Source organism: Novosphingobium sp. PC22D (assembly GCF_002556635.1).
Taxonomy (GTDB): Bacteria; Pseudomonadota; Alphaproteobacteria; order Sphingomonadales; family Sphingomonadaceae; genus Novosphingobium.
On sequence record NZ_MWMO01000009.1, the window covers coordinates 32,101 to 44,509 of the forward strand.

Here is a 12,409-nt window from a genome sequence, read left to right on the forward strand (position 1 = left end):
CAATGCTCCTGCTCGTTGCCCTGGCGGCCGCGTTGGCACTGCTCGGTTTCATCGGCCACGATGTATTCCGCGGGCGCACGGGGATTGGCGGCCTGCTGGTCTCGCGCCGGGCCTCCGCGCCACTGTTCTGGGCGGTCATGGTGTTTTACGCGCTCGGCGCGGTCGGCATGGTCCTTGCGGCGGCATTCGACACGGCAGACCTTGAGTGCGACGCCAGCGGGATGTGCAGGGGCATCGTCGAGGTGCCGGCATGACCGTGTGCGTGCGCGTGATTCCCTGTCTCGACGTTGCCGACGGGCGCGTGGTCAAGGGCGTGAACTTCGTCGATCTCATCGATGCGGGCGATCCGGTCGAGCAGGCGCGCGCCTATGATGCGGCGGGCGCGGACGAGCTGTGCTTTCTCGACATCTCGGCGAGCCACCAGAATCGCGGTACGCTGCTCGACATCGTGCGGCGCACCGCCGAGGTCTGCTTCATGCCCTTCACCGTCGGCGGCGGCGTGCGCACCGCCGAGGATGCGCGCGCGCTGCTGCTGGCGGGCGCGGACAAGGTAGCGGTCAATTCGGCCGCCGTGTCCCGCCCCGAAGTGGTGAGCGAGATCGCCGAGCGCTTCGGCAGCCAGTGCGTCGTCGCTTCGGTCGATGCGCGCCGGACCGGGACGGGGTGGGAAATCTTCACTCACGGCGGGCGCCGCGCGACCGGGATAGACGCGCTCGAGCATGCCGCCAGGCTGGCCGAACTGGGCGCGGGCGAACTGCTCGTCACCTCGATGGACGGCGATGGCACCAAGGCGGGCTACGATCTCGAACTGACTCGCGCGATCGCCGATTCGGTCTCGGTGCCGGTCGTCGCCAGCGGCGGTGTCGGCACGCTCGATCACCTCGTCGCCGGGGTGACCGAGGGCCATGCGAGCGCGGTGCTCGCGGCCTCGATTTTTCACTTCGGCACACACTCCATCGCCGAGGCGCACGCGGCGCTGCGCGCGGCGGGGCTTCCCGCGCGTGCCTAACGGTATCTTAAGCGGCCCCTAGATATTGTCCTGTATAGGGACGGTTCGCTGGCACGGCTTGCTGCACTGCGTCATCGTCGCCATGGCATCGACAATCGCCCGAGTCCTTCGCGGGCGTTCAATGAAGGAACGTTCCTTGCGCCGCGCCCCGATCTGGATTGCTCTGGTTGCAACCTCGGCCATCTCCACGCCCGCCTTTGCCGGCGGCAGCTTTCCGCTTCCGGAGCCTAGCAGCCTCGTTCTTTTCGGCCTTGGTGCCGCCGGCCTTGCCTTGGGCCGCCGCCTCGCGACGAAGAAGACCTCCGACAAGGACTGATCCGGAACGGCCGCGCGCGAGCCGTTCTCGCCCCGGTTTCGCTTGACCGCCGCTTCGGCTCGCCGCATGGCCGCGCGGATGAGCGCCCCCGACACTCTCGTCCGGCTCGAGCAGACGATCGCCGCACGCCGCGGCGCCGATCCCGATTCGAGCTACGTCGCGAAGCTTAACGCCAAGGGCCTGGGCAAGATCACCCAGAAGCTCGGCGAGGAAGCGGTCGAGACCGTGATCGCCGCGCTGGTCGAGGACCGCGAGGCCCTGGTCGGCGAGGCGGCCGACCTGCTGTTTCACCTGATGGTCCTGCTGGGCACCAAGGACGTGCCGCTCGCCGAGGTGATGGCCGAACTCGATCGTCGCGAGGGTGTCTCGGGAATCGCCGAAAAGGCCTCACGCAAGTATTGAGGAGCCCTGACAAGATGCCGATCGACCCGCGCCAGCCCTACGACGACGACAACATCTTCGCCAAGATCCTGCGCGGCGAACTGCCGTGTTCCAAGGTCTATGAAGACGAGCACGCGCTCGCCTTCAACGACATCCGGCCGCAGGCGCCGGTCCATGTGCTGGTGATTCCCAAGAGCCCTTATGTGAGCTGGGACGATTTCACCGCCAAGGCATCCGATGCCGAGATCGCCGGCTTCATGCGCGCGGTCGGCAACGTTACCCGCCAGCTCGAGCTCGACCAGCCGGGCTACCGGCTCATGATCAACATGGGCGGGCACGGGCACCAGGAAGTCCCGCACCTGCACGTCCACGTCTTCGGCGGACGGCAGTTCTTCCAGATGATCGCGGACTGATCCTCCTGCCGACGCTGCGTGGCCGTCGCGCCGCGAGCCGTTCACCGCAGCTAGGCAGCCTCGACCGACCCGGTTAAACAACGCCCAGTCATGACGACATTCCCCCAACCCGCGACCGGAGCGATCGACGGTGACGTGCACCGCTATGCCGTGCGCGTGTACTATGAGGACACCGACGCGGGCGGCGTGGTCTATCACGCCAACTACCTGCGCTGGTTCGAGCGCGCGCGCACCGATCTGCTGATCCTGCTGGGCGTGGACCAGCGCCGCGCGCTCGAGGCCGGGGAGGGCGGCTACGCCGTCTCCGAAGCCTCGATCCGTTATCTCGCGCCGGCGCGGCTGGGAGACATCGTGCGGCTCGAAACCGTCGCCGAGACGGTCCGCCGCGTTTACTGCGTCCTGCGCCAGAGCGCCTGGCGCGAAGCAACCAAACTCAGCGAGGCCAGTTTCCGAGTGGGCTTCATCGGTCCCGATGGAAGGCCGCGCCCGCAACCCGAAGCCTGGCTCCGCGCCTTTGCGGCGTTCCAGGCCGTCCCGAAAGGACACGAATGACACTTGCTTCGCTCATGGCCGCCGCGACCGCAATCGGCGGCTCCGACCGGCTCAACCCGGTCAAGCTGTTTCTCGACGCCGATATCGTGGTGCAGATCGTGATGATCGGCCTGCTGCTTGCCAGCGTCTGGACCTGGATGATCATCGTCTCGTTCTCGCTGCGGATGGCGAGCGTGCGCCGCCGCTCCGATGCCTATGAGGGCGGCTTCTGGGACGCGCCGAACTTCGATGCATACCAGAAGGAACGCCGCCGCGGCGACGTGCCGCTGGGCAAGGTCGCGGGCGCGGGGCTCGCCGAATACAAGCGCAATGCGGCGATGAAGCAGTTCGATCCCGAAGGCGCGCGCCAGCGGATCGCCGGGGCCATGGATTCGACCGTCGCCGAGGAAGCCGAAAAGCTGTCCGACCGGCTGAACTTTCTCGCCACGGTTGGCTCGGTCGCGCCCTTCGTTGGGCTGTTCGGCACGGTCTGGGGGATCATGAACAGCTTCTTCCAGATCGGCCAGCAGCAGAATTCCTCGCTCGCGGTCGTCGCGCCGGGCATTTCCGAGGCATTGTTCGCGACCGCGATCGGCCTCTTCGCGGCGATCCCGGCGGTCATCGCCTACAACCGCTTCTCGCACCGCGTGAACGGCTTCGAGGCGCGCATGCAGCGCTTCGCCGATCAGTTCAACGCGGCGCTGTGCCGTCAGTTGGAGAACCGCTGATGGCGATGGGCCTCGCCGGATCGGGCCGCTCGCGTCGACGCGGCGGTCGTGGCGCCCGGGCGCCGATGGCCGAGATCAACGTCACCCCGCTGGTCGACGTCATGCTCGTGCTGCTGATCATCTTCATGGTCACCGCCCCGCTGCTCAAGGCGGCGGTGCCGATCGAGCTCCCCGAAAGCCGCGCCAAGGCCATGTCGGAAGAAGCCCAGCAGATCGCCATCACCATCCGCCGCGACGGGGTGATCTATTTCGAGGACGCGCCGCTGGCGCCCGGCGAACTCGCCGATCGACTGGCGAGCCTGCCCGCCGGGGCCGACGGCAGGCCGCCGCTGGTGACGCTGCGCGCCGACCGCGCGCTCGACTACGGCACCGTCATGGGCGTGATGGGCGAGCTCAACCGCGCCGGAATCCGCTCGATCTCGCTGGTCAGCGATGTCAGCAGCGGTTCAGGCTCGTAAGGTTAGCCCATCCGGCAATGGCAGCACTCGCGCTCAGGAAAGAGGAACGACTGGGGCTCGGCATCGCCATCGCGGCGCATGTCGGTGTGCTCGGCATGCTGCTGCTGCGGCCTGACGGCGGGCATGTGGTCACCCCGCCCGAGCGGATCGAGGTGACGATCAGCGACGATATCGGGCTGACCTCGACCTCGCCCGATCCTTACGCACAGGCCGCGCCCGACATCGCCCCCGTGCTGGGCGAGGCCGCGCCGCTGGCGGTGCCCGACATGACCGAGCCGCTGCCGCTCCCGCCCGAGCCGGTGGCACAGCCCGAGCGCCCCGCCCCCGCGCCGGTGCCCGACGAGCGTCCGCGCCGCCGCCCCGAAGCCTCGCGTAGCGCCCCCAGCCGCCCCGAGCCACGCCCCGCGCCGCCGAAGCGGTCGGCGCCGGCCAAGTCCGCGCTCAAGGCCGATCCCAAGCCAGCGGCCAAAAGCGGCGGCAGCCGCGTGGGGAGCGACTTCCTCGAAGGCATCGCGGGCTCCGAAGGCAGCTCGCGCAGCAGCCCGGCGGCCGAGATCGGGCCGCGCGTCCAGGCCTCGCTGGCAAGCGCCATCACGCGCCAGCTCAAGCCGCACTGGCAGGCGCCGCAGGGTGCCGACGCCGACCAGCTCGTGACGATCGTGCGCTTCCGGCTCAATCGCGACGGTTCGCTATCGGGCAATCCGACGATCGTGCGCCAGACGGGCGTGACGCCGACCAACGAGGCCCAGAAGGAGCGGCACGCCGAGCAGGCGATCCGGGCCGTGCGGCTCGCCGCGCCTTTCAATCTGCCCGAAGAATTCTACGAAGGCTGGAAGACCGTTACATCCCAGTTCGACAGAAGGTTGTCCCAATGAAAACCGCTGCTCTCGCCCTCGCTCTGGCAAGCGCCAGCTTCCTCGCGTTCCCCGCCCTGGCGCAGGAGGCCGCCCCGTCCCCGACCGTCGCCGCGCAACCGGTCGCTGGCGAGCCGGAAGGGGAAGGGGGGCTCACCGTTACCGTCTCCGACGAGAGCGAGTGGCAGGACCTCGGCATCGCCATCACCAGTTTCGCCACCGACCAGGACGTGCCGACGCAGACCAACGCGGGCACGACGGCGCAGCTCGGCCGCGCGATCTCGGGTGTGATCGCCGCCGATCTTAGGAACAACGGCCTGTTCAAGCCCTCGGGACCGCAGGGTCTTCCGGAGGTGAGCTACGCGCAAGTGCAGATGCCCGACTATCCGGTCTGGTCGATGCGCAGCGCCGACATGCTGGTGCAGGGCTATGTGCGCGCCAGCGCGGGCGGCACGCTGACGGTCGGCTGCTATCTCTACGACGTCGCGCTCAAGCAGCAGCTCGTGAAGGGCGGCTGGCAGTTCGGCGCCTCGGACTGGCGCCGCGCGGCGCACAAGTGCTCCGACCTCGTCTATTCACGGCTCTCGGGCGAGAGCCCGTTCTTCGACAGCCGCATCGCCTATATCGCCGAGACCGGCCCCAAGGACCGGCGGATGAAGCGGCTGGCGGTGATGGATTCGGACGGCGCCAACCATCGCTACCTCACCAGCGGGCAGGCGACCGCGCTGACCCCGCGCTATTCGCCCGACTACCAGCAGATCCTCTATCTTTCCTACCTGAACGGCCAGCCCAGCATCTACGTCTACGATCTCGCGACCGACAGCCAGAAGCTGATCGTGCGCAACTCCAATCCCACCTTCGCGCCCCGCTGGTCGCCCGACGGGCGCTGGATTCTCTATTCGATGGCGACCGGCGGCAACACGGACATCTACAAGATTTCCGCCAGTGGCGGCTCGGCCCAGCGGCTCACCGATACCCCGGGGATCGACATCGGCGGCAGCTTCTCGCCCGACGGCAGCCGCATCGTCTTCGAAAGCGACCGCTCGGGCAGCCAGCAGATCTATGTGATGAACTCGGACGGCACGAACCAGCGCCGGATTAGCTTCTTCGGCGGCCGCGCGGCGACTCCCGAGTGGAGTCCGCGCGGCGACCAGATCGCCTTCACCCATATCGCGGGCGATCTGCGCATCGCGGTGATGCGTCCCGATGGCGGCGGCATGCGTTACCTCACCGATTCCTGGCAGGACGAAGCCCCGACATGGTCACCGAACGGACGCATCATCCAGTTCTTCCGAACCGCGCGAAATTCGGGTCAGACGACGATCTGGCAAGTCGACCTGACCGGGCGCAACGAGCGCAAGCTGCCCACGCCGGTCGGCGCCTCCGATCCGGCCTGGGGCCCAATCCGCCCTTGATTTGCTTGACTCGAGGTTCATCGTATTAACACACGTTTGGAACATCCCCGGGTTCCGATCATTAGCCTCATGCAGACAGAGGAGACCTCAATGCCCGCACTGCTCAAATTCGGTCCTACCGCAACGCTGCTCGCTGGTGCGATCGCGCTTTCTGCCTGCGCCTCGAAGGCGCCCAAGGAACTTCCGCCCGAGCCCGGTCCGGCCACCAATACCGACACCAACAGCGGCTCGCTGGGTCCGGCGCCGGGCAGCCAGGCCGACTTCGTGCAGCTCATGCAGGGCTCGGACACGATCTACTTCGACACCGACCGGTACGACATCGATTCGTCGGATCAGGTCGCGCTCGCCAAGCAGGCGCAGTGGCTCGGACGCTACCCGAACAAGCGTGCCACGATCGAAGGACACGCCGACGAGCGCGGCACGCGCGAATACAACCTCGCGCTGGGCGAACGCCGGGCGAACGCGGCGAAGAACTATCTGGTCAGTCTCGGCATCGCTGCCTCGCGCCTCTCGACCATCAGCTATGGCAAGGAAAGGCCCGTCGCGCTCGGTTCGAACGAGCAGGCCTGGGCGCAGAACCGCCGCGCGGTGACGGTCACGATCGATTGATCAGCGAAGCGCGCCGAATAGCTTGATCGGTGACACGGCCTCGTCGGGAAACGCCGGCGAGGCCAGTTCCGTGCGAATGGCCTCCGGCCCGAACGGCACGCGTTGCGCCTCCGCGCCGAAAAGCACGTAAATCGCCATTAGCAGGACTGAGAACGCGGCGGAAACCGCCAGCCTCTCGCTCATAACACCCTCGATCGGTCTATAATACGCTGAGCTAGATCAGCGTTGTCTGCAACGAAAGATACTGCAATGCACAATAGGCCGGTTCAGTTAATTCCGACTGAACCGATTGCAAGAGCTTGCATCGCTTTCGAGTCGTGGACTAGTCACGCGCGATGAGCCGAGCGCGGCGATCTCTCGACTGGGGCTTTCCCCGCTGGCGCGGCTACGAGAGTGCGCGCGAGGCGGCGAACGTGCGCCTTTGCGACAGGCAGGGCTGCAACGAGCCGGGCGATTGTCCCGCGCCGAAATCCCCGAACAACCCGGATCGCTGGTACTTCTGCCAGAAGCACGCCGCCGAATACAACGCCGGGTGGGACTACTTCGCGGGGCTGTCGGCCGAGGAAGCCGAGCAGCGCGAGTCGCGCGAACGCTCGGACAACGCGGGCTTCAAGGAATCGGCGCACTATAGCTGGGCGGGCTCGGGCGACGGTTCGCGCAGCCGCGACGAGATGCGCGCGCTCGAAGTGCTCGAACTCGCCGCCGATGCCGATTTCGACGAGATCAAGAAGGCCTGGCGCGCGAAAGCCAAGGAAGTCCATCCCGACGTCCGCCCCGGAGACGCGGAGGCCGCCAAGGCGTTCCAGGCCTACCAGCTCGCCTACGAAGTGCTGCGCGCCGCCGAGGACCGGCGCGAGTGGAAGGGCTGAGCATCGCCCTCGGCGCCCAGGCGCGGCGCCGGCGCCGGCGCCAGCGCGGCATCGCCCGGCCTTAACTCATTATCGCCGTCACCGCCCAGGCGACGCCGACCAGCAGCGGCGCGCCGGTGATGTCGAGCAGCAGGCCAGAGCGCACCATGCGCGGCAGCGCGATGCGCCCGGTCGCCCAGGCGATCGCGTTGGGGCCCGTTCCGGCGGGAAGCATGAAGCCCCAGCTCGCGGCGAGCGCGGCGGGCATCGCCAGCAGCAGCGGATCGGCGCCGAGCGCGACGGCGAGGCTGGCGACGACCGGCATGATTCCGCTCGCGGTCGCGACGTTGCTCGCGAACTCGGTGATCAGGATCACCATGGCCACGATCGCCAGCGCCACCAGCCAGAGCGGTGCCGCCGAAAGCGGCAGCAGCGCCTTGCCCAGCCAGTCGGCGAGGCCCGATGCGCCCATGCCTTCCGCGAGCGCGAGACCGCCCCCGAACATCATGATCACGTCCCACGGCGCGCGATTGGCTTCGGGCCAGATGAGCAGCGGACGCCCGGTTCCGTCAGGCAGGAGAAACAGCAGCAGGCCGACCGCGATCGCGATCGTGCCGTCGGTGAGCGAGCCGGCCGGAAGCAGCGGTGCGAGCAGCGGCGTCGTCATCCACAGCACGAAGGCCAGCGCGACGAGCGGCACGAGCCGGCGTTCCGGCGCGGACCACCGCGGGCTCGTCGAAATCGCCGCGCGCGCCCTGGCGGTATCGAACGCCGAGCCGCTCACCTTCTGCTCCCGCCCGATCAGCCAGGCCGCCAGCGGGACGCCGAGAAGCACGACGGGAACGCCGACGGCGCTCCACTGCGCGAAGCTGATCCTTAGTCCGATCATCGAATCGAGCAGCGCGACCGCGATCGCGTTGGTCGGCGAGCCGACGATCGTGCCGAGCCCGCCGATAGAGGCGGCAAAGGCGATTCCCATCGGCAGGGCGCCGGAGAGCCCGCCGGTGTCGTCGTCCTCGAGCCCGCCCGCTTCGAGCACCGCCACCGCCATCGGCATCATGATCAGCGCGGTCGAGGTGTTGGAGATCATCATCGAAAGGATCGCGGCCGCGAGCATAAAGGCGAACAGCAGCCGCATCCCGCCGCCGCCCGAGCCGAGCCGGTCGAGCAGGGCGAGCGCCAGCCGGCGATGCAGTCCGGTCCGCTCGATGGCGAGTGCGATGAACGCGCCGCCCAGGATCAGGAAGAGCGTCGGCGAATAATAGCTCGACGCGGTTTCGCCCGAGGTCATCACCCCGGCGAAGGGCAGGACGATAAACGGCAGCAGCGCGGTGGCGGTGAGGGGGATCGCCTCGGTCATCCACCAGGACGCCATCCACACGACGAGGCCGGCGACCAGCATCGCCTCGCGCGGCATTCCGGGCGGCGTGGGCAGCACCAGGCTCGACACAAACGCGGCGACGCCCACCACCAATCCTATCCCGCGTGCCGACATTCGCCCCCTTGCCCCTTTGCCTCTTCCCCGCGCGACCCTAGTCTGCGCGTGGTCTTGAGCAAGCAGGAGATGGAGATATGAGCGGTTCGGAGGGGCGCGTGCTCGGAATTGGCGGGTTTTTCCTGCGTTCGCGGGACCCTTGGGCGCTTGCCGCATGGTACCGCGACAACCTGGGCATGGTGGCGAGCAAGGCGGGCGAGCCCGATCCGGAAGGGCGCTGGATGTGGGAGCAGGAGGCGGGCGGAACGGTGTTTTCGACCTTTCCGGCCGACACCGACTACTGGCAGACCGAGCGGCAGGTCATGCTCAACTTGCGGGTGACCGGGCTCGACGACCTGGTCGCGCGGCTCGAGGCTGCGGGCTCCCCGGTCGAGCGGCGCGCGGAGTGGGATCACCCGGAGGTGGGACGCTTCGGCCGCGTCCAGGACCCCGAAGGCAATCCGATCGAATTGTGGGAACCGCCGGCGGCATAGCCTGGCGACGCGTTCGGCGAGTCTGGTCGGCGCCCGTCATACGCGGACGCTCGAGCGGGTGAGGGCGGCGGCGTTGCTCCGCGTCACGCTCGCCATGCAAGGGAAAGGCGCGCCCGGACGGACGCGCCTTTGAGCCCCTTCGAGGAAGGATTACTTGGGAGCCAGGACCATGAGCATCTGGCGGCCCTCCATGCGCGGATAGGCTTCCACCTTCGCGATCTCTTCGACGTCCGTCTGCACGCGTCTTAGCAAGTCCATGCCAAGCTGCTGGTGCGACAGTTCGCGACCGCGGAAGCGCAGCGTGACCTTGACCTTGTCACCGTCTTCGATGAAGCGATGGACGTTGCGCATCTTCACATCGTAATCGTGATCGTCGATGTTCGGACGCATCTTGATTTCCTTGATGTCCTGCGTCTTCTGCGACTTGCGCGCGGCGTTGGCCTTCTTCTGCGCTTCGTAGCGATACTTTCCGACATCGAGGAACTTGCAGACCGGCGGGTCGGCGTTGGGCGACACTTCGACCAAGTCGAGCCCGACGTCGGCTGCCTGCTCGATCGCCTCGCGCGTGAACATGACGCCGATATTCTCGCCGTTCTCGTCAATCACACGCACCTTATCGACCTGGATAAAGTTGTTGTAGCGCGGTCCGCTTTTTGTCGGCGGCGTCAACATGCGCCGGGGTGGGGGTGCTATAAGCGTTCTCCTGTACAGTTACCGGTTCAAGCGATTAACGGCGTCCCTTAGGGCGAATCGCCTTCCAATGGAATGCGCGAATTTCGCCACGTGCGACGCAACGACCCGGCGGTGAGCCAGGTTCCACGCGTCGATATGGGGACTCAGGCCGCAGATCGCCAGAGCGGAAATTCAACGAGCCGGCCGGTCGCGGGAAGAATGGCGTCGATCGCGCTCGCCGGCTGCATCGCTTCGAGGATGACGGGATCGGCGGCATCCATGCCCCCGGTCAGCGCGCCGAAGGCGGGCAGGATCATCCGCGTCTCGCTGCGCACGGCGCAGGCCCGCGCGATCTTCCGGCCCCGCGCGCTGAGCGTGATGCGGGGATGGAAATGGCCGGACAGTTCGGGACGGGTCTCGCCCGCCAGGGCCTTGTGGCGCAGGACGATGCCGCCCAGTTCGACGTCCTCGAGCGCCTCGCCACCCGTGTCGCCCGTTCCATCCTGATCGTGATTGCCGACGATCCAGACCCATTCGACCGCGCGGGTCAGCGCCGCCAGCATTCCGGCGGCATGCGGCTCGAGCCGGGCAGGGCCGCGCGGATCGTGGAAATTGTCGCCCAGCGCGAATACCCGCCGCGCGCCGGTGGTGCGGATCGCGAGCGCGATCCGTTCGAGCGTCTCGCGGCTGTCATAGGGCGGCAGCATCTGTCCGAACCGCGCGAAAAAGCTTGCCTTTTCAAGGTGGAGATCGGCCAGTAGCAAGGCCTCCTGTTCGGGCCAGTGCACGGCCTTGCCATCGACCAGGCGCATCTCCCGTCCCGAGAACATAAAGAGTACCATGGCTGCCACTTGCCGCAGGTCCCCCGATTTGGCAAGCGCCGCCATGCAACAAGGGACGCATCGAATGACCGACTGGACGCCGTATACCGCCAAGGCTCGCGCGTGGTTCGAATCGCTGCGCGATGCGATCTGCGGCGAATTCGAGGCGATCGAGCGCGAAGCGGGCAGCGAGGCGCGCTTCGAATATACGCGCTGGCGACGCGACGCCGACGGCGGCGAAGGCGGAGGCGGCGAACGCGGCCTGATGAAGGGGCGCGTGTTCGAGAAAGTCGGCGTCAACGTCTCGACAGTTGGCGGCGCTCTTTCGAGCGACTTCGCCGCCTCGGTCAACGGCGCGTCGGCCGAGCAGCCGGGCTTCTCGGCGACCGGCATCAGCCTCGTCGCGCACATGGCGAACCCGCACGTCCCGGCGGTCCACATGAACACCCGGTTCCTGACGACGACCAAATCGTGGTTCGGCGGCGGCGCGGATCTCAACCCGCCGCTCCCCTACGATGAGGATACCGCCGAGTTCCATGCGGCGATGCAAGCCGCCTGCGACGCGCACGATCCGCAGTTCTACGCGCGCTTCAAGGAGTGGGCCGACACCTACTTCTACATCCCGCACCGCAAGACGCACCGCGGCGTCGGCGGCATCTTCTACGACCACCTCGAATGCGCCGACGCCGCGGCGTGGGAAGCGAACTTCGCCTTCACCCGTGCCGTGGGCGAGGCTTTCCTTGCGGTCTTCCCGAAGCTGGTCCGGCGACGGATGGCCATGCCGTTCGATGCCGATGACAAGGCGCGACAGCTCGAATGGCGCGGCCGCTACGCCGAATTCAACCTCGTCTACGACCGCGGCACCGCCTTTGGCCTCAAGACCGGCGGCAACATCGACGCGATCCTGATGAGCTTGCCGCCCGAAGCGACCTGGGCCTGAGGCAAAGGCGGCCCCGGCGGCGCGAGGCGGCTCAGACCGGGCGCAGTTTGGACTTGTCCACCACCGGCTTGATCTCGAAGCGCTGATCGACGAGCCAGTCGATCGACTGGCTCAGTTTCTCGTTGCGCCGTTGGGTGGTGACGCCAAGCTGCCGGACATTGAGTTCCTGCTTGAGCATGACGCCGAAGTTCAGGCCGTCGACCCAGCGCACATCGCCGACGTAGGTCTCGCCGCTCGGCAGGTCGATGGTCACCGTCTCGCCGCGCTCGGGAGCGCTGCCGCGGCTGGTCGCGCAAATGCCGAAGTGCGAGACGTTGCGCACGAGGATCTCGGTCTCGTGCAACCGCTCGCCCGACATCTTGGCGCGGATCAGCGTCCGCTGACGGGGCTCGCGAACCCGCTCGTTCGCGCCGGTCGATGAAAACCCTTCCATGAACGCCATGTAC

The 12,409-nt window shown here is 67.5% G+C and carries 19 protein-coding genes; 14 read left to right on the forward strand and 5 right to left on the reverse strand.

What is annotated here, in order from left to right; all coding sequences use genetic code 11:
• Positions 1-2 precede the first annotated feature (2 nt).
• The 11 genes from B2G71_RS14005 (at position 3) to pal (ending at position 6,714) form a co-directional block, all read left to right on the forward strand.
• Complete coding sequence (locus B2G71_RS14005; protein ID WP_098106880.1) at positions 3-254, forward strand: hypothetical protein; 252 nt, start codon at positions 3-5, stop codon at positions 252-254.
• Positions 251-1,009: an imidazole glycerol phosphate synthase subunit HisF gene (gene hisF / locus B2G71_RS14010; protein ID WP_098106882.1), complete on the forward strand. Its 759-nt coding sequence runs from the start codon at positions 251-253 to the stop codon at positions 1,007-1,009. The genes B2G71_RS14005 and hisF overlap by 4 nt, the downstream gene beginning before the upstream one ends.
• A gap of 121 nt (positions 1,010-1,130) precedes the next feature.
• Entirely contained in the window at positions 1,131-1,325 is a 195-nt protein-coding gene (locus tag B2G71_RS14015) for a PEP-CTERM sorting domain-containing protein (protein ID WP_098106884.1), read from the forward strand.
• A gap of 78 nt (positions 1,326-1,403) precedes the next feature.
• Positions 1,404-1,727 (forward strand): phosphoribosyl-ATP diphosphatase, encoded by a 324-nt coding sequence (locus B2G71_RS14020; protein ID WP_098107110.1) that lies wholly within the window; start codon positions 1,404-1,406, stop codon positions 1,725-1,727.
• 14 nt (positions 1,728-1,741) lie between these two features.
• Positions 1,742-2,119: a histidine triad nucleotide-binding protein gene (locus tag B2G71_RS14025; RefSeq protein ID WP_098106886.1), complete on the forward strand. Its 378-nt coding sequence runs from the start codon at positions 1,742-1,744 to the stop codon at positions 2,117-2,119.
• A 90-nt stretch (positions 2,120-2,209) separates the two neighbouring features.
• Positions 2,210-2,671: a YbgC/FadM family acyl-CoA thioesterase gene (locus B2G71_RS14030; RefSeq protein ID WP_098106888.1), complete on the forward strand. Its 462-nt coding sequence runs from the start codon at positions 2,210-2,212 to the stop codon at positions 2,669-2,671.
• Positions 2,668-3,378 carry a protein TolQ gene (gene tolQ, locus B2G71_RS14035; protein ID WP_098106890.1) on the forward strand — a complete coding sequence of 237 codons (711 nt, stop codon included), beginning with the start codon at positions 2,668-2,670 and terminating at the stop codon, positions 3,376-3,378. Before B2G71_RS14030 ends, tolQ begins: the two co-directional genes overlap by 4 nt.
• Entirely contained in the window at positions 3,378-3,836 is a 459-nt protein-coding gene (locus tag B2G71_RS14040) for a biopolymer transporter ExbD (RefSeq protein WP_098106892.1), read from the forward strand. The genes tolQ and B2G71_RS14040 overlap by 1 nt, the downstream gene beginning before the upstream one ends.
• A 17-nt stretch (positions 3,837-3,853) precedes the next feature.
• Positions 3,854-4,711, forward strand: coding sequence for a TonB C-terminal domain-containing protein (locus B2G71_RS14045; protein ID WP_098106894.1), 858 nt, complete (start codon positions 3,854-3,856; stop codon positions 4,709-4,711).
• Positions 4,708-6,105 (forward strand): Tol-Pal system beta propeller repeat protein TolB, encoded by a 1,398-nt coding sequence (gene tolB, locus B2G71_RS14050; protein ID WP_098106896.1) that lies wholly within the window; start codon positions 4,708-4,710, stop codon positions 6,103-6,105. Before B2G71_RS14045 ends, tolB begins: the two co-directional genes overlap by 4 nt.
• A gap of 90 nt (positions 6,106-6,195) precedes the next feature.
• Positions 6,196-6,714, forward strand: a complete 519-nt coding sequence (gene pal, locus B2G71_RS14055; protein ID WP_098107112.1) for a peptidoglycan-associated lipoprotein Pal — start codon at positions 6,196-6,198, stop codon at positions 6,712-6,714.
• Here pal and B2G71_RS14060 read toward each other — a convergent pair whose 3' ends face one another.
• The gene (locus B2G71_RS14060) at positions 6,715-6,897 is read right to left on the reverse strand and encodes a hypothetical protein (RefSeq protein WP_098106898.1); all 183 of its coding nucleotides are present in this window, start codon (positions 6,895-6,897) and stop codon (positions 6,715-6,717) included.
• A gap of 152 nt (positions 6,898-7,049) precedes the next feature.
• Here B2G71_RS14060 and B2G71_RS14065 point away from each other — a divergent pair, with 152 nt between their 5' ends.
• Positions 7,050-7,583, forward strand: a complete 534-nt coding sequence (locus B2G71_RS14065) for a J domain-containing protein (protein ID WP_098106900.1) — start codon at positions 7,050-7,052, stop codon at positions 7,581-7,583.
• A 61-nt stretch (positions 7,584-7,644) separates the two neighbouring features.
• On the opposite strand, the gene B2G71_RS14070 is transcribed toward B2G71_RS14065, so the two are convergent.
• The gene (locus tag B2G71_RS14070) at positions 7,645-9,057 is read right to left on the reverse strand and encodes a DASS family sodium-coupled anion symporter (protein ID WP_098106902.1); all 1,413 of its coding nucleotides are present in this window, start codon (positions 9,055-9,057) and stop codon (positions 7,645-7,647) included.
• 77 nt (positions 9,058-9,134) lie between these two features.
• On the opposite strand from B2G71_RS14070, the gene B2G71_RS14075 reads away from it, so the two are divergent.
• Positions 9,135-9,530 carry a VOC family protein gene (locus B2G71_RS14075; protein WP_098106904.1) on the forward strand — a complete coding sequence of 132 codons (396 nt, stop codon included), beginning with the start codon at positions 9,135-9,137 and terminating at the stop codon, positions 9,528-9,530.
• A 150-nt stretch (positions 9,531-9,680) separates the two neighbouring features.
• On the opposite strand, the gene infC is transcribed toward B2G71_RS14075, so the two are convergent.
• Both infC and pdeM read right to left on the reverse strand, forming a co-directional pair.
• On the reverse strand, positions 9,681-10,202 hold the full coding sequence (gene infC, locus B2G71_RS14080) for a translation initiation factor IF-3 (RefSeq protein ID WP_098106906.1): 522 nt from the start codon (positions 10,200-10,202) through the stop codon (positions 9,681-9,683).
• Positions 10,203-10,366: 164 nt separating this feature from the next.
• Positions 10,367-11,044, reverse strand: a complete 678-nt coding sequence (gene pdeM, locus B2G71_RS14085; RefSeq protein WP_098106908.1) for a ligase-associated DNA damage response endonuclease PdeM — start codon at positions 11,042-11,044, stop codon at positions 10,367-10,369.
• Between the two features lie 64 nt (positions 11,045-11,108).
• On the opposite strand from pdeM, the gene hemF reads away from it, so the two are divergent.
• On the forward strand, positions 11,109-11,963 hold the full coding sequence (gene hemF / locus B2G71_RS14090) for an oxygen-dependent coproporphyrinogen oxidase (RefSeq protein ID WP_098106910.1): 855 nt from the start codon (positions 11,109-11,111) through the stop codon (positions 11,961-11,963).
• 31 nt (positions 11,964-11,994) lie between these two features.
• On the opposite strand, the gene B2G71_RS14095 is transcribed toward hemF, so the two are convergent.
• Positions 11,995-12,405, reverse strand: coding sequence for a hypothetical protein (locus tag B2G71_RS14095; RefSeq protein WP_098106912.1), 411 nt, complete (start codon positions 12,403-12,405; stop codon positions 11,995-11,997).
• Between the last annotated feature and the right edge of the window lie 4 nt (positions 12,406-12,409).